The sequence below is a fragment of the Methylobacterium guangdongense genome (genome assembly GCF_038442355.1).
GTDB classification, from domain to species: Bacteria; Pseudomonadota; Alphaproteobacteria; order Rhizobiales; family Beijerinckiaceae; genus Methylobacterium; species Methylobacterium guangdongense.
This window is the reverse complement of sequence record NZ_JBBXMX010000002.1, coordinates 649192-667260: the sequence shown is the minus strand read 5'-3', so window position 1 is coordinate 667260 and position 18069 is coordinate 649192. Positions and strand designations below refer to the sequence as shown.

Annotated in this window: 16 protein-coding genes and 1 pseudogene; 10 read left to right on the top strand and 7 right to left on the bottom strand. The window is 69.2% G+C overall.

The genetic code is table 11. The features are described from left to right. The 4 genes and pseudogenes from AAHG09_RS06930 to AAHG09_RS06915 form a co-directional block, all read right to left on the bottom strand. Positions 1-490, bottom strand: a pseudogene (locus tag AAHG09_RS06930) (PhnA-like protein); the annotation flags it as partial. A 61-nt stretch (positions 491-551) separates the two neighbouring features. Then, positions 552-1058, bottom strand: coding sequence for a CsbD family protein (locus AAHG09_RS06925; protein ID WP_342106186.1), 507 nt, complete (start codon positions 1056-1058; stop codon positions 552-554). 77 nt (positions 1059-1135) lie between these two features. Continuing rightward, a complete protein-coding gene (locus AAHG09_RS06920; protein ID WP_342106185.1) occupies positions 1136-1309 on the bottom strand; it encodes a CsbD family protein in 174 nt (57 codons plus the stop codon). Between the two features lie 93 nt (positions 1310-1402). Next, positions 1403-2065, bottom strand: a complete 663-nt coding sequence (locus AAHG09_RS06915; RefSeq protein ID WP_342106184.1) for a helix-turn-helix transcriptional regulator — start codon at positions 2063-2065, stop codon at positions 1403-1405. Between the two features lie 200 nt (positions 2066-2265). Here AAHG09_RS06915 and AAHG09_RS06910 point away from each other — a divergent pair, with 200 nt between their 5' ends. Then, positions 2266-2934, top strand: a complete 669-nt coding sequence (locus AAHG09_RS06910; protein ID WP_342106183.1) for a sigma-70 family RNA polymerase sigma factor — start codon at positions 2266-2268, stop codon at positions 2932-2934. 247 nt (positions 2935-3181) lie between these two features. Here AAHG09_RS06910 and AAHG09_RS06905 read toward each other — a convergent pair whose 3' ends face one another. Further along, positions 3182-4495 (bottom strand): OmpP1/FadL family transporter, encoded by a 1314-nt coding sequence (locus tag AAHG09_RS06905; protein ID WP_342106182.1) that lies wholly within the window; start codon positions 4493-4495, stop codon positions 3182-3184. A 423-nt stretch (positions 4496-4918) separates the two neighbouring features. On the opposite strand from AAHG09_RS06905, the gene AAHG09_RS06900 reads away from it, so the two are divergent. The 8 genes from AAHG09_RS06900 to AAHG09_RS06865 all read left to right on the top strand — a co-directional run bounded on the left by AAHG09_RS06900 (position 4919) and on the right by AAHG09_RS06865 (position 15000). Beyond that, a complete protein-coding gene (locus AAHG09_RS06900) occupies positions 4919-6640 on the top strand; it encodes a long-chain-fatty-acid--CoA ligase (protein WP_342106180.1) in 1722 nt (573 codons plus the stop codon). 57 nt (positions 6641-6697) lie between these two features. After that, entirely contained in the window at positions 6698-7114 is a 417-nt protein-coding gene (locus tag AAHG09_RS06895) for a MerR family transcriptional regulator (protein ID WP_342106179.1), read from the top strand. 412 nt (positions 7115-7526) lie between these two features. Continuing rightward, a complete protein-coding gene (locus tag AAHG09_RS06890; RefSeq protein ID WP_342106178.1) occupies positions 7527-8663 on the top strand; it encodes a thiolase family protein in 1137 nt (378 codons plus the stop codon). Next, on the top strand, positions 8663-10984 hold the full coding sequence (locus tag AAHG09_RS06885; protein WP_342106177.1) for a 3-hydroxyacyl-CoA dehydrogenase/enoyl-CoA hydratase family protein: 2322 nt from the start codon (positions 8663-8665) through the stop codon (positions 10982-10984). The genes AAHG09_RS06890 and AAHG09_RS06885 overlap by 1 nt, the downstream gene beginning before the upstream one ends. Positions 10985-10988: 4 nt before the next feature. Further along, positions 10989-12779 (top strand): acyl-CoA dehydrogenase C-terminal domain-containing protein, encoded by a 1791-nt coding sequence (locus tag AAHG09_RS06880; RefSeq protein WP_342106176.1) that lies wholly within the window; start codon positions 10989-10991, stop codon positions 12777-12779. A 75-nt stretch (positions 12780-12854) separates the two neighbouring features. Continuing rightward, positions 12855-13163 (top strand): SCP2 sterol-binding domain-containing protein, encoded by a 309-nt coding sequence (locus AAHG09_RS06875; protein ID WP_342106175.1) that lies wholly within the window; start codon positions 12855-12857, stop codon positions 13161-13163. Positions 13164-13227: 64 nt separating this feature from the next. Next, complete coding sequence (locus AAHG09_RS06870) at positions 13228-13977, top strand: electron transfer flavoprotein subunit beta/FixA family protein (protein WP_342106174.1); 750 nt, start codon at positions 13228-13230, stop codon at positions 13975-13977. A 69-nt stretch (positions 13978-14046) separates the two neighbouring features. Next, entirely contained in the window at positions 14047-15000 is a 954-nt protein-coding gene (locus AAHG09_RS06865; protein WP_342106173.1) for an electron transfer flavoprotein subunit alpha/FixB family protein, read from the top strand. A gap of 58 nt (positions 15001-15058) precedes the next feature. On the opposite strand, the gene AAHG09_RS06860 is transcribed toward AAHG09_RS06865, so the two are convergent. Continuing rightward, complete coding sequence (locus tag AAHG09_RS06860; RefSeq protein WP_342106172.1) at positions 15059-16318, bottom strand: D-amino acid dehydrogenase; 1260 nt, start codon at positions 16316-16318, stop codon at positions 15059-15061. Between the two features lie 8 nt (positions 16319-16326). Further along, the gene (gene alr, locus AAHG09_RS06855) at positions 16327-17460 is read right to left on the bottom strand and encodes an alanine racemase (RefSeq protein ID WP_342106171.1); all 1134 of its coding nucleotides are present in this window, start codon (positions 17458-17460) and stop codon (positions 16327-16329) included. Positions 17461-17607: 147 nt separating this feature from the next. On the opposite strand from alr, the gene AAHG09_RS06850 reads away from it, so the two are divergent. After that, the gene (locus tag AAHG09_RS06850; protein ID WP_342106170.1) at positions 17608-18057 is read left to right on the top strand and encodes an Lrp/AsnC family transcriptional regulator; all 450 of its coding nucleotides are present in this window, start codon (positions 17608-17610) and stop codon (positions 18055-18057) included. Positions 18058-18069: the final 12 nt, after the last annotated feature.

The window sequence follows — 18069 nt, the reverse complement described above, 5'->3', positions numbered from 1 at the left end:
GCGCGGCCGCCTGGGCCGCCGTCTGGATGGTGCCGCCCACGAGGTTGCCCGCCCCGCCGAGCGCGCCCGAGACCGTGCTGAGCGTGCCGCCGACCAGGCCGCTGGCGGCCGAGGTGAGCAGGTACAGCACGACCAGCGTGGTCAAAGCCCAGGAGACCAGCCCGTGCAGCGCGGCCGCGCCCGGCAGGGGCTTGCCCGAGAGGCGGCCGGCGATCAGGCCGCCGGCCAGCGAGGCGACGATGCCCGAGCCGACGAACCACAGGCCCGCGCCCATCGACACGGTCGAGGCGGAGGGGTTGTCGGCGGCCTGGGTGCCGACCGAGGCCAACCCCACGCCGACCCCGACGAGATTGACGATCACCTGCGTCACCAGCGCCGTCACCGCGCCGGCAAAGATTGCGCCCCACGAGACCTCGTTGAGCAACACGGCACGCGTGTCGGCTTGCGCGGCTGACGTGGCAAGCGGGGAAACAGTCGTCGGGGTGGTCACGCTTCTACTCCGGGTCGTTGGTCGTTCAGGGTGTTGTTCGAAGGAGACTGGCTGGGCGCGCTCAGTCGCGGGTCGCGTTGACCAGCAGCCCCAGGCCGAAGCCGACGGCGCCGGCGATGAGCAGCGATGCGAGCGGGTATTCGGCAACCTGGCCGCTCACGCCGCCGGAGCCGTGGCGCAGGGCGCGCGCGCCACGATCGTAGGCGTCCTCGGCATAATCGGAGGCGTCGTCCGCCGCATGGCGCACGGACCGGCGGGTGCGGACGAACTGATCCTCGGCGGCCCCTTGAGCCCGGCGCGCGCGATCCTCGAGATCCTCGGAGCCGACGAGGCCACCCACGGTCTCCCGGATCCGGCCGCCGATATCGCGGGCGGTGTCGGCGACGTGCTCGGCGGCGTCGCGAACCGTGTCCTTGGCCTGGCCGTAGAGGTTCTCCGCCCCGCCGGCCGCCTCGCGGGCCCCCCCCTCCGCCTGGTCGTGCTTCGAGCCGGTGAGATCGCCCACCGCACCCTGCACCTTGCCGCCGAACTCCTTGGCGGCGCCCGTGATCCGATCCGTATCGACCATGTCGTTCTCCTGTCTGTTCGTGTCTGTGACGAGGCGCGTCTCGACGGAGGCACCCGATCAAACGGCCCTGGATGGCGTCAGCTGCGCTCCGACCCTGTGGGCTTGGATCCACCGGCGCTCGGAGCATCGGCGTCCTTCTTCTGACGCCGGCCCTCGGCCTCGACCCGGACATCGCCGGTGAGCTTCCCGAGGGCTTCCTTGACCGAGCCTTTGAGGTGCTCTGCGGACGTCGTCTTTCTATCTTCGGCCATGATTGCTCCGAGGGTCTTTGAGAGGCTCTGCACCTGAGAAGAGATGCTCCATCCCTCGTCGCGTTCAATGACGCTTCTATACTAGTAACTGGATCACTTTGTTCCAGGCCCACACAATGGAAAACCGTTTTCCCTGCCCAACACGGCGGCGTCGCTGCGCTTGTGGACTCCGATCTTGCGATCAAGCGCAGCACCATGATTGCGCACGGTATTGCGCGATCGATCGAGCGTCCGGGCGATAGCCGCGTCGTCGAGACACGAGAAGATTGGGTTCAGGATCTGCCGCACCCGCGGGGTCAGATTACTGATCACCGCATCTGATCGGCCCGCCTTCGACCGGCGCAGATTGGCAAACTTCTCGATCGGGTCGCGGCTGAACCAGGAGGCATCCGCATTCACCGCCTCGCTGGCGTCGGACGACGCGCGTTCGGTGTGCTTGCAGCCGCTGATGTCCTGCATGACCAGCAGCCCGGTGGCATCCGGATCGATCCCGACCCGCTCGCCCGCCGCCACTTGCTCGATCGGATCGTGGGCCGGGGTGATGTGGTTTCGGTAGCGCAGGCAGGGCGGTGCGCGATACGCATCGACCGTTGGGCCCAGTTCATCCGGGCTACCGGACCCGTGCATGGCAAGGACCACCGCGTGGGCGTACGCGATGGTCTGGTCGGGCTCGACCAGGATCACGCCCGTGCTCAAGCCGGCGCTGACCTGCCGGACTTCATGCCTGTCCACGCCCGCCGTCACGGCCTGATGCACCTCTCTCAGCACCGCTGCCCAATCGGCAGCGATGCATGAACAGGTTGCGCGCAAGCCGGTTCCAAAATTTATGTTAGGATCCTGGTATGCGCGTATCATTGACGCGTGAGCGCGCGACCAAAGATTGATGGTCACCGAATGCGTGGGGTCGATGAATGGTCCTGCGTTCGAAGCACTCAATCGATGGTGAGTCTCACCCCGTGCTGCATGTCGCCGAACCATTTCGTTCGCCCGCCACGGACGACGCCATGATCTCCTTCACGAGCGCCGAGCTCGGCCGAGATCTACGGATCTACTACCCAGAAGTTGCGTGGATTGATGACGATTCGCGTCTGGCTAGCGCACTGCGCCGCCTGTCCGAGGCTCTGGACGCGGCCGAGACGCGGTCGGAGCTTGGCTTCGCGGCGGAGTTGATCGCGGTGGTGCCGCATCTGCGCCGCTACGCGCTGTCGCTGAGCCGCAACGCGACGGAGAGTGACGACCTCGTGCAGTTCACCCTGCTCAAGGCCTGGGAACACCGTACCAGCTACAGTCCCGGTACAAGCCTGAAGTCGTGGCTCTTCACGATTCTGCGCAACGGCCATCTCAACGGCCGTCTGAAGTACCGCAGGGAAGTGCCGGATCCGGAAGGCTCCTACGCGGCCGGCCTGTCCAGCCGCGCCGATCAGGAGCATCGCCTGGACGTTCAGGATGTCCAGCAGGCACTCGACCGGCTCGAACCGCGCCAGCGGGAAGCCTTGCTCCTCATCGCGGTCGAGGACCTGAGCTACGAGACCGCCGCCGCCAGGATCGGCTGCCCGCCCGGGACCGTGAAGAGCCGGGTCAGCCGAGCCCGTGATCGGCTCGCCGTCGAACTCGGGGAGGCCTGACCGAGGCCTGCGATGATCCTGATGGCCCGGGACGCAGTCATGGAACCGGTTCGTCAGGGGCCATCCCGCAACCCGACCAGAGGGATCGTCCTCCGGAATCCGCGGAACGGCGCGATCGACCGATCGAGCCTCGCGAGACGCCGTGGAACGCGGCAGGCCCGGCGCCGCGATCAAACATCCCGAGCGGGAATCACGGTGTCCGAAGACCATGATCCCCGATGATGTGCCTCCAGATGAGCGTACCGGCCTAGTACTTCCGCACCAGGGGCGCGGGGGCCGGGGGCGGCGGGGCGCCGAATACGTAGCGGAAGCCGACCGAGACGAGATCGGCGCTCGAATCCACAACGCCCGCGAAGGCAATGTTGCCGACGTTGTAGTCGCGACCGATGCCGGAAAGGATCCGCGAGCGGTTCAGGAAGAAGTGCGAGTAGGCTACGTTCAGCGTCAGCGCCTGGCTCCACCGGTAGCTCGCACCCACCGAGACGTTGTAGCGGTCGCCGTCCGGCAGGCGCACCGAGCGGTTGGAGAAGTCGATCGGCGAGGTCTCGTAGGCGAAACCGGTGCGCAGGGTCAGGTTCGGCGACGCGTCGTACTCAGCACCGACCGAGTAGGTGTAGCCGTCCTTGTAGTTGAGTGGCAGGAAATTGACCGGCACGCCCAGCGTCTTCGACACGATGCCGACGGTGCCCAGCCTCGACCAGTTGTCCCACTCGAAGCCGAGATCCACCCGGGCCACCGGCGAGAGCGCCTGGGTCAGGCCGACGCTCAGCTTGTCGGGGGTGTTGAGCTTCGAGCGGACCTGGCCCGCGAGCGGCGCGAGTGCCAGCAGCGGCACGCCGATCGACCCGTCGATGTCGTGATGCACGGAGGAGCGGTAGCCGATGCCCAGCACGGTCCCGTCGCGCGGCGTGATCGTGGCGCCGGCCGTGAAGCCTGCGCCCCAGGACTCGCCCTTGAGGAAGGAGCTCGGGTAGACGGTCGGCTGGATGCCGGGGATCGGCAGCGCCTGCCGCAGGGTCAGGCGGAAATACTCGATGTTCGGGCCGGCCGCGACCGAGAGCCACTCGTTGACCTTGAAGCCGATCACCGGGTTGATCGCCAGGGAGAAGATCCGGGACGAGCGTCCGTAGACCTCGCCGGCCCAGACCTGCCGGGGCTTGGTCACGAGGCCGAACGGCGCGCCGGTCGCGAGGCCGAGCCAGAGGCGGTCGTTGATCTGGTAGGAGGTGGCGCCGGCCGGCACGACGGCGCCCTGACCGATATCGCCGGACCCGCCCAACCGGGCGAAGCCGGGGTTGGTGCCGACATCCGGCCGGATGGTGGACGACAGGCCGATGAAGGTGAAGTTCTGCTCGGCGACGAAGCCGGGGTTCATGGTGATGGTGGCGGGGTTCCAGAAGATCGAGGACACGCCGCCCGAGCCGGCCGCCGCACCGGCAAACGCCAGACCCTGCGCCTGCGTGCTCTGCTCCCGGATCCCGAACGCGCCCGCAGAGGCTTCGCTGAGCCCCAAGGCCGAGGCAAGAAACCCGGCGGCTACAACCCAATGGCGCGATGTCATACCTGTTTCCCCCGATCTGCAGATAACAAGGATGCAGAGTTTTCTTTTTGATTTGAAACGCGCGTCGACTGACCTCGGAAGACAAATCTATCTTCCGACGCGAGCGATGATCCGCCAATACCGTCGGCGCTCGCGAATCCGCCGCTATGACCTATACGTCACGAAGGTGACTTAAGGGGCACAAAACTGCAAGCTTGCCGGGCCGCGCTTTCCGGCCAAAACCGGCAGCAGACAGCCGAGGCGCAATGGGTGTGCTCTTTCGGCACCATGACCGACCGGGAGCGCATCTCCGCATGGCCGGAAGCCCGCGGATGGGGCTTGCACTTGACTTACCTAATGGGCTAGCAGTTCACGTATACGTCAATCCTGGCCTGCCCGAGTGGAGCGCTCCTCAAGAGAGCGATGCAGGGAGGGGGGAGGAGCATGTCGGCCAACCATATCGATGGCGGGGGCGTCGCAGCAGCCGCCACCGCTCCGCTGCCGCTGACGGAGGGGGAACCGGACACGCTGCCCGATCTCCTCGATCGCAGCTCGCGTCGCTTCGCCGACCGGCCGGCGCTGGAATTCCTCGGCCGGGTCTGGACCTATCGTGCGGTCGGCGCACTGACCGACCGGTTGGCACAGGGACTCGTCCGGCTCGGGGTCGGACGCGGTGTTCAAGTCGGCCTGTGCCTGCCCAACACGCCGTACTCGGTGTTCTTCTACTTCGCGATACTCAAGGCCGGGGGGACGGTCGTCAACTTCAACCCCCTTTATACGCCGCGGGAATGCCTGACGCAGATTCGCGATTCGGGGACGACGCTCATGGTCGTGTCCGACGTCGCCCGGATCTACGATCCCGTCTCCGCGATCGCCGATGAGGCGGGGCTGCACCATCTGATCCTGTGTCCGCTCGCCGATATGCTGCCCTTCAGGCGCGGCGTGCTCTACCGCCTGTTCAAGCGGACGGAGATCGCGCGGATCCCGGCGGACGCGCGGCACGTCCCCTGGACCAAGCTTCTCACCCGCGGCGGCGGCTCCGATGCGCGGACCGCCATTCGCCCCGACGATATCGCGCTGCTGCAATATACCGGCGGCACGACCGGCACGCCCAAGGCGGCGATGCTCACCCATGCCAATCTCGCCGGCAACGTCCGTCAGCTGGCCCCGCTGATCCGACAGACGGGCCTGCGGGACGGGCAGGAGCGCGTGCTGGCCGTCATCCCGCTGTTCCATGTCTTCGCCATGACGGCGGCGATGAACCTCGCGATCGAGATCGGCGCGCAGATCATCCTCGTCCCCCAGTTCAAGATCGATCAGCTCCTCGCCACCATCGCCCGCACCCGACCAACCTTCTTCCCGGCGGTGCCGACGATCTTCGGGGCCATCAACAAGGCGGCGGAAACCACGCCGGTCGATCTCGGCTCGATCCGGCTGTGCATCTCGGGCGGCGCGCCGCTCCCGGCCGAAGTCGCCAGCCGCTTCGAGGCGCTCACGGGCTGTCGCCTCTCGGAGGGCTACGGGCTGACCGAGAGTTCGCCGGTCGTCTGCGTCAACCCGTTCGATGCCCGGCGGCGCCCCGGCTCGGTCGGCCTGCCGCTGGCCGAGACGACGATCGAGATCCGGGATCCGTCTCATCCGGATCGGCTCATGCCCCCCGGCGCGAAGGGCGAGGTCTATATCCGCGGCCCGCAGGTCATGGCGGGCTACTGGCGGCGCCCGAAGGATACGGCCGAGGTGCTCGTCGACGGGGCGCTGAGGACAGGGGATGTCGGCTATTGCGACGCGGACGGGTTCCTCTTCCTGGTCGACCGGATCAAGGATCTCATCATCTGCGGCGGCTATAACGTCTATCCGCGCCAGATCGAGGACGCGCTCTACGAGCACGAGGCCGTCGAGGAAGCGGTGGCGGTCGGCATACCCGACGCGTACCGCGGCGAGAGCCCCAAGGCCTTCGTGAAGCTGCGCGCCGGGCACACCGCCACGCCCGAAACGCTTCGGATTTTCCTGGCCGACCGGCTCTCGAAGATCGAGTTGCCGCGGGAAATCGAGATCCGGACGAGCCTGCCGAAGACGGCGGTGGGCAAGCTCTCGAAGAAGGAGCTCGTCGCGGAGGAGCGCGACAGGGCCGACCTCACGTCTCCGAATCGGCGGGCTTCGGCATGACGTTGACGGTCCCTGGAGTCCGGGAATACGGTGGCCTTTCGTCAGAGAAGGTCTTCTGTGTCCGACACACTGTATACCGTGACCCAACTTGCCAAGGAATTGGGGGTCACGGCGAGGACGGTCCGTTTCTACGAGGACAAGGGCCTTCTGACTCCGCAGCGCGCTGGGAATACGCGTGTCTACGCGCATCGCGACAAGGTGCGGTTGATCCTCATCCTGCGCGGCAAGCGGCTGGGCTTCTCCCTGCGGGAGATCAAGGAGTATCTCAATCTCTACGACGTCGATCCGACGCAGAAGGAGCAGTGGCGCGACCTCCTGAAGAAGATCGACGGCCGGATCGAGCAGCTGGTCGATCAGCAGAAGGCCCTGGTCGAGACGCTCGGCGAGCTGGAGAAGCTCCGGCACTACGCGCTGGCCGCCCTCGAAACCGCCAAGCCGGCCAACAAGGCGGCCAATACGCGGCGGGCGCGCTAGAACCAGCTCGGCTGGATCGGCGCGAGGAAGCGCGTCGAAACGGCGATATCGAGGCCACTCGGATCATCCCGCGGTGGTTTACGGCCGCGTCCGACCGGGTACCCGAAACAACGATCCCACCCACTCCCCGCATCCCGAGGTGCAGGAGCGTAGCGGAGGCCTCGAAGGAGCCCTCCAGCTGGCCACGCGATCCCTCGAGCGCTCCTTCGAGGCTCGCTGCGCTCGCACCTCGGGACGAGGCGGTGGGGTTGGGAGGTCGCCCGCCCTGCGGGGGCCGGTCTCGCCGCACCGCATCGCAAGCGGAAACCCTTCGCGATTTCTCTTTCCCAACACGCGCTTACGCCGCTCCGCCGTCCCGCGGTCGGCCGTCACCCCCGCACGCCTCCCACCCTGATCGCTCCGAGAGGACAACATGACCGACGTCGTCATCGCGGGCTACGCCCGCTCGCCCTTCACGCCAACCAAGAAGGGGGCCCTTGCCCGGGTCCGCCCGGACGACCTCGCCGCCCAGGTCGTGCGCAAGCTCGTCGCCGACACCGGCATCCCCTCGAAGGACATCGAGGATCTGATCGTCGGCTGTGCCTTCCCCGAGGGCGAGCAGGGCTTCAACGTCGCCCGGCTGATCGGGCTGCTCGCCGACCTCGACCTCGGCGTCGGCGGCGTCACCGTGAACCGGTTCTGCGGCTCCTCGATGCAGTCGGTCCACATCGCCGCCGGGCAGATCGCGCTCGGGGCCGGCGAGGCCTTCCTGTGCGCGGGCGTCGAGAGCATGAGCCGCGTGCCGATGATGGGCTTCAACCCGATGCCGAACCCGGCGCTCCACAAGAAGCGGACCGGCGCCTACATGGGCATGGGCGACACCGCCGAGAACGTCGCCCGCCGCTGGCAGATCACCCGCGCCGACCAGGAAGCGTTCGCGGTGGCGAGTCACCGCAAGGCGGCGCAAGCGCAGGCCGAGGGGCGGCTCGCCGCCGAGATCGTGCCGATCGTGTCGAAGGATGGCACCGTCGAGGCCGACGGCTGCATCCGCTCGGACGCCAGCGTCGAGGGGCTCGCCGCCCTGAAGCCCGCCTTCCAGCAGGACGGCTCGGTCACCGCCGGCACCTCCTCGCCGCTGACCGACGGCGCCTCGGCGGTGCTCGTCTGCAGCGCGGCCTATGCCCGCCGGACCGGCCTCAAGCCCCTGGCGCGGGTCGCCGCCGTCGCGGTCTCGGGCTGCGAGCCGGAGATCATGGGCATCGGCCCCGTGGCGGCCTCGCGGAAGGCGTTGGCCCGCGCCGGCATCTCGGCCGACGCGCTGAGCGTGGTCGAGCTGAACGAGGCCTTCGCGTCCCAGGCCCTGGCCTGCATCCGCGACCTCGGCCTCGACGAGAAGACCGTCAACATCGACGGCGGCGCCATCGCGCTGGGCCATCCGCTCGGCGCCACCGGTGCCCGCATCGTCGGCAAGGCGGCCGCGCTGCTCGCCCGCGAGGGCGGCCGCTTTGCGCTGGCCACGCAGTGCATCGGCGGCGGCCAGGGCATCGCCACCCTTCTGGAGCGCGTGTGATGACCGGGATCCGCAAAGTCGCCGTCATCGGCGCCGGAGTCATGGGCTCCGGCATCGCCGCTCATGTCGCCAATGCCGGCGTGCCGGTGCTGCTCATGGACATCGTCCCGGAGGGGGCCGCCGACAGGAACACCCTGGCCAAGGGCGCCATCGCCAGGATGCTGAAGACGGAGCCGGCCTCCTTCATGTCGCCGCGCGCCGCCAAGCTGGTGGAGGCGTGCAACACCGAGGACCATCTCGACCGGCTCGGCGAAGTCGACTGGATCATCGAGGTGGTGGTCGAGCGCCTGGACGTGAAGCAGGCCCTCTACCGGCGCATCGACGCGGTGCGTAAGCCCGGCACCGCGATCTCGTCGAACACCTCGACCATCCCGCTCGACGCGCTCGTCGCGGGCATGCCGGAGGCGTTCGCGCGAGACTTCCTCATCACCCACTTCTTCAACCCGCCCCGCTACATGCGGCTGCTCGAGATCGTCACCGGCCCGCGGACCGATCCGGCGCTCGCCGCGACCGTGTCGGACTTCGCCGACCGCCGGCTCGGCAAGAGCGTCGTGCGCTGCAAGGACCGGCCGGGCTTCATCGCCAACCGGCTCGGCATCTTCTGGATCCAGAACGCCATCGCGGCGGCCGCCGATCTCGGCGTGCCGGTGGAGGAGGCGGACGCCGTGATGGGCCGCCCCTTCGGCATCCCGAAGACCGGCGTGTTCGGCCTCGTGGATCTCGTGGGCCTCGACCTGATCCCCCACACCACCAAGAGCCTGCGGGCGGCCCTGCCGGCGGAGGACGCGTTCCACGCCACCTACCGCGAGATGCCGCTGATCACGAAGCTGATCGCGGAGGGCTATACCGGCCGCAAGGGCAAGGGCGGCTTCTACCGCCTGAACCGCGCGGGCGGCCAGAAGACCAAGGAGGCGATCGACCTGGGGACCGGCGAATACCGGCCGTCCGCCAAGGCGGACCTGCCCGAGCTCAAGGAGGCCAAGGGTCCGAGGGCCGTGCTGGACCTGCCGGGCCGCGTCGGCGCCTATGCCTGGACGGTGATCGGCCCGACCCTGGCCTATGCCGCCGGCCTCGTCGGCGAGGCGAGCGACGAGATCGCCGCCATCGATGAGGCCATGCGCCTCGGTTACAACTGGAAATGGGGTCCGTTCGAACTGATCGACCGGATCGGCGGCGCCTACCTGGCGGAGCGGCTGGCGAAGGACGGCATGACCGTCCCGCCGATCCTCGCGGGGCTGAATGGACGGACCTTCTACCGGGTCGAGGGCGGCCGCCGGCAGGTTCTCACGGCCGGGGGCGACTACGAAACCCTTGTGCGTCCCGAGGGCGTGCTGCGGCTGGAGGACATCAAGCTCTCCGCCAAGCCCCTCCTCAAGAACGGCTCGGCCGCCCTGTGGGACATCGGCGACGGCGTGGTGTGCTTCGAGTTCACCTCGCAGTCGAACGCCCTCGACGAACAGATCCTGGTCCTGCTCGGCAAGAGCATCAAGCTGGTCAAAGACAAGTACAAGGCGCTGGTGGTCTACAACGAGGCCCCCAACTTCTCGGTCGGCGCGAATCTCGGCCTCGCCTTGTTCGCCGCCAACATCGGCGCCTGGGGTGAAATCGAGAAATTGGTCGCGCTGGGCCAGCAGACCTACGCGCAGCTCAAATACGCGCCGTTCCCCGTGGTCAGCGCCCCCGCCGGCATGGCGCTCGGCGGCGGCTGCGAGATCCTGCTCCACAGCGATGCGGTGCAGGCCCATGCCGAGAGCTATATCGGCCTCGTGGAGGCCGGCGTCGGCCTCGTCCCGGCCTGGGGCGGCTGCAAGGAGATGCTGGCCCGCTGGCAATCCGCGCCCAAGCTGCCCAAGGGGCCGATGCCGGCCACCGCCAAGGTGTTCGAGACGGTCTCGACCGCCACCGTCGCCAAGTCGGCGGAGGAGGCCCGCGACCTGCTGTTCCTGCGCCCCGGCGACGGCATCACGATGAACCGCGACCGGCTGCTCGCCGACGCCAAGACCAAGGCCCTGTCGTTGGTCGAGGGCTACGCGGCACCGAAGCCCGTGACGCTGACGCTCCCCGGCCCGTCCGGGGCGCTCGCCCTGCGCATGGCGGCCGAGGGTTTCGCCCGGCGGGGCATCGCCACGCGGCACGACCTCGTGGTGGCGGGGGAACTCGCCGCGGTGCTCTCCGGGGGCGAGGCCGACATGCTCGATCCCCTCGACGAGGACGCGATCCTCGAACTCGAACGCGAGAGCTTCATGCGCCTCGTGCGGACGGAGGCGACCCTCGACCGGTTCGAGAGCGTGATCGAAACCGGCCGGCCGGTGAGGAACTGACGCCATGCAGACCTACAAGGCTCCCCTGCGCGACATGCGCTTCGTGCTGCACGAGCTGCACACCGACCCAGAGGCCCCGATCCTTCCGGGCCTGGAGGACTTCACCCCCGACGTCGCCGGCGCCATCCTGGAGGAGGCGGCGAAGTTCTGCACGGAGCGGCTGCTGCCGCTGAACGCCTCCGGCGACGTGGAGGGCTGCCAGCTGGAGAACGGCGTGGTGCGCACGCCGAAGGGCTTTCCGGAGGCATACCGGGCGTTCCGCGAGGGCGGCTGGACCGCGATGGGGGCCGATCCGGCCTATGGCGGCCAGGGCCTACCGGCGGGCATCAACAAGCTCGTCGAGGAGATGATCTGCTCGACGAACCTCTCCTTCGGCCTCTATCCGGGCCTGAGCCACGGCGCCTATCAGGCGATCGAGGGCCACGCCTCGGAAGAGCTGAAGGCCGCCTATCTGCCGAAGCTCGTGGACGGGACGTGGTCGGGCACGATGTGCCTGACGGAGCCCCATTGCGGCACCGATCTCGGCCTGTTGCGGACGAAGGCGGTGCCGCAGGGCGACGGCTCCTTCGCGATCACCGGCTCGAAGATCTTCATCTCGGCGGGTGACCACGACCTCACCGAAAACATCATCCATCTCGTTCTGGCGAAACTTCCCGACGCACCGAAGGGCGTGAAGGGGATCAGCCTGTTCCTCGTGCCCAAGTACCTGCCCCGCGCGGACGGGACGCCGGGCGAGCGCAACGGCGTCACCTGCTCGGCCCTCGAGCACAAGATGGGCATCAAGGCCTCGGCCACCTGCCAGATGTCGTTCGACGACGCCAAAGGCTGGCTCGTGGGCGAGCCGCACAAGGGCATGCGCGCGATGTTCACGATGATGAACAGCGAGCGCCTGTCGGTGGGCATCCAGGGGCTGGGGGCTGGCGAGGCCGCCTACCAGGGGGCCGTCGCCTACGCCAAGGAGCGGCTCCAGGGCCGGTCCCTGGCCGGGACCAAGCGGCCGGATCTGGCCGCCGACCCCATCATCGTCCATCCGGACGTGCGGCGGATGCTGATGACGATCCGCGCCTACAACGAGGGCTGCCGGGCGCTCGGCGCCTGGGTCGCCCGAAGCCTCGACGTGATGGAGCACCACCCGGACCCCGCCGAGCGGCGCCGGGCGGAGGATTTCGCCGCGCTCATGACCCCGGTGGTGAAGGCGCTGTTCACCGATCTCGGGTTCGAGGCGGCGAGCATCGGCATGCAGGTCTACGGCGGCCACGGCTTCATCCGCGATCACGGCATGGAGCAGTACGTCCGCGACGCCCGGATCTCGATGATCTACGAGGGCACCAACGGCGTGCAGGCCCTCGACCTCGTGGGCCGCAAGCTCCCGGCCCATGCCGGGCGATACCTGCGCAGCTTCTTCCACCCCGTGCTGGCCTTTCTCGACACGGCGATCGAGGACGACGACCTGTCGCCGCTGGCGGAGCCGCTCGCGAAGGCCTTCGGCGCGCTGCAGCTTGCCACCGCCCACATCGCCCAGCGGGGCCTGAAGGATCCGGAGGAGGCCGGCGCGGCCGCCACCGAGTACCTGCGGCTCTTCGGGCTGGTGGCGCTCGGCTACATGTGGCTGCGCTCCGCCAAGGTCGCCCAGACGGCGCTGAAGGCCGGCACCGATGAGCGCGCCTTCTACGAGGCCAAGCTCGCCACGGCCCGCTTCTACATGGAGCGCATCCTGCCGCAGGTCGCGGGCCTGCTGGCCGCCGTGAAGTCCGGCAAGGACGCCATGATGGCCCTCGACGAGGCGATGTTCTGACGAAGAACCCCCGACCGGAAACCGGGCGGGGGCGGTCAATCCAGAGATATCAATCCAGAGATACGGAGAAGAGCGATGGCGGATCTCGGGCAGCTGGTCGATTCCATCGAGGAACGGTCGGAGGCGCTCAGCACGCTCGGTTACCGGGTGCGATTCGATCTCACCGATGGCGGCAGCATCCTCGTGGACGCAACCGGCGGCGGCGTGAACGTGTCGACCGACGAGGGCGGCGAGGCCGACACGGTGATGAAGCTGAGCTCGGACAACCTGCTGAAGCTGGTGCAGGGCAAGCTGAGCCCGGTGATGGCCTTCTCGACCGGCCGCCTGAAGGTCCAGGGCTCGCAGGGCATGGCCATGAAGCTCGCCGGTCTGCTCGACTCGTGACGCGTTCGCGCGGGACGCGACGCCGGTCTGCGCGCAGCCATCGAAGAGTGTTGGGAGAGGCAGGATGAAGGTGCTTGTGCCCGTCAAGCGGGTTGTGGACTACAACGTCAAGATCCGCGTGAAGGCCGACGGCTCCGGGGTCGAACTCGCCAACGTCAAGATGTCGATGAACCCCTTCGACGAGATCGCCGTCGAGGAGGCGATCCGGCTCAAGGAAAAGGGCACGGTCAGCGAGATCGTGGCGGTGTCGATCGGCCCGCAACAGGCGCAGGAGACCCTGCGCACCGCGCTGGCCATGGGGGCTGACCGGGCGATCCTGGTCAAGACCGACGTCGCCTGCGAGCCGCTGGCCGTGGCCAAGCTGCTCAAGGCTTTGGTCGACAAGGAGAGCCCGCAGCTCGTCATCCTCGGCAAGCAGGCGATCGACGACGACTCCAACCAGACCGGCCAGATGCTCGCCGCCCTGCTCGGCTGGCCGCAGGGCACCTTCGCGTACAGGATCGAGCCCGGCGCGGGCAGCCTCGACGTCACCCGCGAGGTCGATGGCGGCCTGCAGACGGTGAGCCTGACGCTCCCGGCCATCGTCACCACGGACCTGCGCCTGAACGAGCCGCGCTACGCCTCGCTGCCCAACATCATGAAGGCCAAGAAGAAGCCGCTCGAGGAGCTGGCGCCGGACGCGCTCGGCGTCGACGTGACCCCGAAGCTCACGGTGCTCAAGACCGCCGAGCCGCCGGGCCGCTCGGCCGGCGTGAAGGTCGCCTCCGCGGCCGAGCTCGTGCAGAAGCTCAAGGTCGAGGCCGGCGTCATCTAAGTCTCTGCCACCGCGGCCGCGCTCCCGTCCCGGTCGAGCGCGGCCCGCCAGCCATAGGGGTTCGCGCACATGACCACGCTTCTCTTCGTCGAGCACGGCAACGGCCAGATCAAGGACGGCACGCTCAAGGCGCTGACCGCCGCCAGGGACATCGGCGGGCCGATCCACGCCCTCGTGCTCGGCTCGGGATCGAAAGCCGTGGCCGAGGCCGCGGCCAGGCTCGACGGCGTCGACACGGTGCTGCTGGGCGAGGACGCGGCCTACGACCACGACTTGGCCGAGCCGGTCGGGGCCCTGATCGCCGCGATCGCCGAACCCTACGACACGATCATCGCCTCGGCCTCGACCACGGGCAAGAACGTGCTGCCGCGGGTGGCCGCGCTGCTCGACGTGGCGCAGGTCTCCGACATCATCAAGGTCGTGTCGCCCGACACGTTCGAGCGGCCGATCTACGCCGGCAACGCGATCCAGACCGTGCAGACGCCTCCGGGCAAGCGGGTGATCACGGTGCGCACGGCGGCGTTCAAGGCGGCCGGCGAGGGCGGGGCGGCGGCGCCGGTCGAGCCGGTCCCGGCGGCGGCGCCCGAGGCGGGCGGGTCGCGCTTCAGGGGCGAGGAGATCGCCAAGTCGGACCGTCCGGAGCTGGCCGCGGCGCGGATCATCGTGTCGGGAGGGCGCTCGCTCGGCTCGTCGGACAAGTTCCACGAGCTGATCGAGCCGCTGGCCGACAGCCTGGGGGCGGCGGTGGGCGCATCGCGGGCGGCGGTGGATGCGGGCTACGCGCCGAACGACTGGCAGGTCGGCCAGACCGGCAAGGTGGTGGCGCCGGACCTGTACGTGGCGGTGGGCATCTCGGGGGCGATCCAGCATCTGGCCGGGATGAAGGATTCGAAGGTGATCGTGGCGATCAACAAGGACGAGGACGCGCCGATCTTCCAGGTGGCGGATTACGGCCTGGTCGGCGACCTGTTCCAGGTCGTCCCGGACCTGCAAGCCGAGATCGGAAAGGCGAAGGGCCAGTAACGCGTGGGCCAGCCACGCGTACCCCTTCGCCTTTGAAGGCTCGGGTACGACGGCTGGCTCACGCGGCGTAGCGGTCGAGCGCCAGATCGTCGCTCGCGATCTCGGGGGCCCGGCCGGACACGAGGTCGGCGAGCAGGCGGCCCGAGCCGCAGGCCATGGTCCAGCCGAGCGTCCCGTGGCCGGTGTTGGTGAACAGGTTGCCGACCCGCGTGCCGCCGACGATCGGCGTGCCGTCCGGCGTCATCGGCCGCAGGCCGGTCCAGAACGCGGCCTGCCCGAGATCGCCGCCGGCCGGGAACAGGTCCTGAACCGAGCGCGCGAGGGTCTCGCGGCGCGGCCCGCGCAGGGCGCTGCTGAAGCCGGCGAGCTCGGCGGTACCGCCGACGCGGATGCGGTCGCCGAGCCGCGTGATCGCGACCTTGTAGGTCTCGTCCATCACCGTCGAGACCGGCGCGGCCGCCGCATCGGTGATCGGCAGCGTCAGGGAGTAGCCCTTCACCGGGTAGACCGGCAGGGCGATCCCGAGGGGGCGGAGCAGGGCCGGCGTGTAGCTGCCCAGCGCCGCCACGTAGGCATCCGCCTGCAGGAGGTCGCCGTCGGCGGTCTCGACCGCCGTCACCCGGTCGCCGGCATGGTGCAGCCGCGCGATCCCCGTGCGGTAGCGGAAGGTCACGCCGAGGCCCTCGCAGAGCGCGGCGAGGCGCTGCGTGAACAGGTGGGCGTCGCCGGTCTCGTCGCCCGGCAGCCGCAGGCCGCCGACGAACACGTCGCGCACGCCGGCGAGGGCCGGCTCGGCAGCGATGCAGCCGGCCGGGTCCAGCACCGTGTAGGGCACGCCGTATGCGTCGAGGACGCGGGTGTCGTCGCCGACGTGGTCGAGCTGCTTCCGCGTGCGGAAGAGCTGCAGCGTGCCCTTCTCCCGGTGGTCGTAGGCGATGCCGGTCTCGGCGCGCAGGTCGCGCAGCGCATCGCGGCTGTACTCGGCGAGCCGGACCATGCGGCCCTTGTTCCGCTGGTAGGCCTCCTCGGTGCAGTTCGCGAGCATCCGCATCAGCCACGCGTAGAGGCGGGGCTCGAGCCGCGGCCACAGCACCAAGGGGCGGTGGCGCATCATCATCCACTTGAGCGCCTTCACGGGAATCCCGGGCGCCGCCCAGGGGGCCGAGTAGCCGGGCGAGACCTGGCCGGCATTGGCGAAGCTGGTCTCCAGGCCAGGGCCGGGCTGGCGCTCCAGCACGGTGACCTGATGGCCGGTCCGCGCGAGGTAGTAGGCCGAGGTGACGCCGACGACGCCGCCGCCGAGGATGATCACGTGCATGGCGGGCCTCAGGCTCCGAGATAGAAGCGGTGGAAGCGGTGGCCGAGGTTGGTCAGGACCTCGTAGCCGATGGTGCCGGCGGCGGCGGCGACGGCGTCGACGTCGCGCTCCGGCCCGACGATGTCGACGAGCGCCCCCGGCCCGAGGGTGCCGGGCGCCACGTCGGTGACGTCGAGGACGAGGCTGTCCATCGAGACGCGCCCGATCAGCGGCAGCCGGGCGCCGCCGAACCACGCCGCGCCGCCCGCCGTGCTGCGGAAGAACCCGTCCGCGTAGCCGATCGCGACCGTGGCGAGGCGGCTGTCCCGGGTGACTGCGGCCGCGTGCCCGTAGCCGACCGGCGTCCCCGCCGGGACGCTGCGCGTCTGCATCACCCGGGCCCGCAGGCCGATCACGGGGCGCATCGGGTTCGGCGCGCCCTCCTGCGGGGCGATCCCGTAGAGGGCGGCGCCGGGGCGCACCATGTCGAAGTGGAAATCCGGACCGAGGAAGATTCCCGACGAGGCCGCGAGGCTCGCCGGCACCGCGGCCAGGCGTCGGCGGACGGCCTGGAAGACGGACAGTTGCGCCGCGTTGACCGGGCTATCCGGCTCGCCCGCGCAGGCGAGGTGGCTCATCACCAGCCGCAGGTCGAGACCCGCGAAGGCGTCCGGCCGGTCGAGGAGCGCGCCGATCTCGTCCGGCGAGAAACCGAAGCGCGCCATGCCGCTGTCGACCTGGAGGATCGCGGGCAGGTGCCGCGCGCGTCGCCGGGCCAAGTCCTGCCAGCCGTCGAGCTGGGTTCGGTCGTTCAGGACGGGCACGAGGTCGTGGTCCGCGCAGGTCGCCTCGCTGCCCGGGGCGGCGCCATTGAGCACAGCGATCACCGGTCCGGCGCCGAGGATGGACCGGAGGGCGACGCCTTCGCCGACCTGGGCGACGAAGAAGTGCCGGCAGCCGGCAGCGGCCAGGACCGGCGCGACCCGGTCGGCGCCGAGCCCGTAGGCATTCGCCTTGACGACGGCCGCGCAGGTCGCCGTCCCCGCCCGCACGGCAAGCCGGCGGTAATTCTCCGCGATGGCCGCGAGATCGATCGTGAGGAGGGCGGAGGCCGTCCCGGCCGGGCCCGGATCAGGCCGGAACGCGCGATCGATCCTGCTCATGGCGGCCCCTGGGACAGCGCTGCGATGCAATGCCGGAAAGCTATACGAAGGATCGTCGAAGGGGCGTGCGTCCTGCCGAAGAAATTTGAATTTGAAGCGTGGCCGTGCAATTTTCTGCGGCGAATTCGAAGTTCCTGCGAGTCGGACGTGGACGAGATCGATCGTCGCATCATCCAGGCCCTGCGGGGCGACGGCCGGATCAGCAACGCGGATCTCGCCGCCGCGGTCGGCCTGTCGGCCTCCGCCTGCCATCGCCGCGTGCGGCTGCTGGAGGAAGCCGGGATCATCCGGGGCTACACGGCGCTGATCGGCGGCGCGGTCGACGGGCCGGGCCTCGTGGTCCTCACCCAGTTCACCCTGGACCGCCAGACCGAGGATTATCTCAACCGGTTCGAGGCGGCCGTCCGGCGCTGTCCCGAGGTGCAGGATTGCTATCTGATGACCGGGACGGCCGATTACCTCGTGAAACTCAAGGTGATCGATGCGGCCGATTACGAGCGGCTGCACAAGGATGTCCTGTCGCGCCTGCCGGGGGTCGCCCGGCTGCAATCGAGCTTCGCCATCCGGACCGTCGTGGCCGCGGGCCGGCCGCTCTGAAGGAGCCCCGCA

What these genes read in the sequence shown, in the direction of transcription:
- AAHG09_RS06925 (WP_342106186.1), bottom strand. Translation starts at nt 1,058, where the DNA reads ATGGTCGATACGGATCGGATCACGGGCGCCGCCAAGGAGTTCGGCGGC.
- AAHG09_RS06920 (WP_342106185.1), bottom strand. Translation starts at nt 1,309, where the DNA reads ATGGCCGAAGATAGAAAGACGACGTCCGCAGAGCACCTCAAAGGCTCG.
- AAHG09_RS06905 (WP_342106182.1), bottom strand. Translation starts at nt 4,495, where the DNA reads ATGACATCGCGCCATTGGGTTGTAGCCGCCGGGTTTCTTGCCTCGGCC.
- AAHG09_RS06900 (WP_342106180.1), top strand. Translation starts at nt 4,919, where the DNA reads ATGTCGGCCAACCATATCGATGGCGGGGGCGTCGCAGCAGCCGCCACC.
- AAHG09_RS06890 (WP_342106178.1), top strand. Translation starts at nt 7,527, where the DNA reads ATGACCGACGTCGTCATCGCGGGCTACGCCCGCTCGCCCTTCACGCCA.
- AAHG09_RS06885 (WP_342106177.1), top strand. Translation starts at nt 8,663, where the DNA reads ATGACCGGGATCCGCAAAGTCGCCGTCATCGGCGCCGGAGTCATGGGC.
- AAHG09_RS06880 (WP_342106176.1), top strand. Translation starts at nt 10,989, where the DNA reads ATGCAGACCTACAAGGCTCCCCTGCGCGACATGCGCTTCGTGCTGCAC.
- AAHG09_RS06875 (WP_342106175.1), top strand. Translation starts at nt 12,855, where the DNA reads ATGGCGGATCTCGGGCAGCTGGTCGATTCCATCGAGGAACGGTCGGAG.
- AAHG09_RS06870 (WP_342106174.1), top strand. Translation starts at nt 13,228, where the DNA reads ATGAAGGTGCTTGTGCCCGTCAAGCGGGTTGTGGACTACAACGTCAAG.
- AAHG09_RS06865 (WP_342106173.1), top strand. Translation starts at nt 14,047, where the DNA reads ATGACCACGCTTCTCTTCGTCGAGCACGGCAACGGCCAGATCAAGGAC.
- AAHG09_RS06860 (WP_342106172.1), bottom strand. Translation starts at nt 16,318, where the DNA reads ATGCACGTGATCATCCTCGGCGGCGGCGTCGTCGGCGTCACCTCGGCC.
- alr (WP_342106171.1), bottom strand. Translation starts at nt 17,460, where the DNA reads ATGAGCAGGATCGATCGCGCGTTCCGGCCTGATCCGGGCCCGGCCGGG.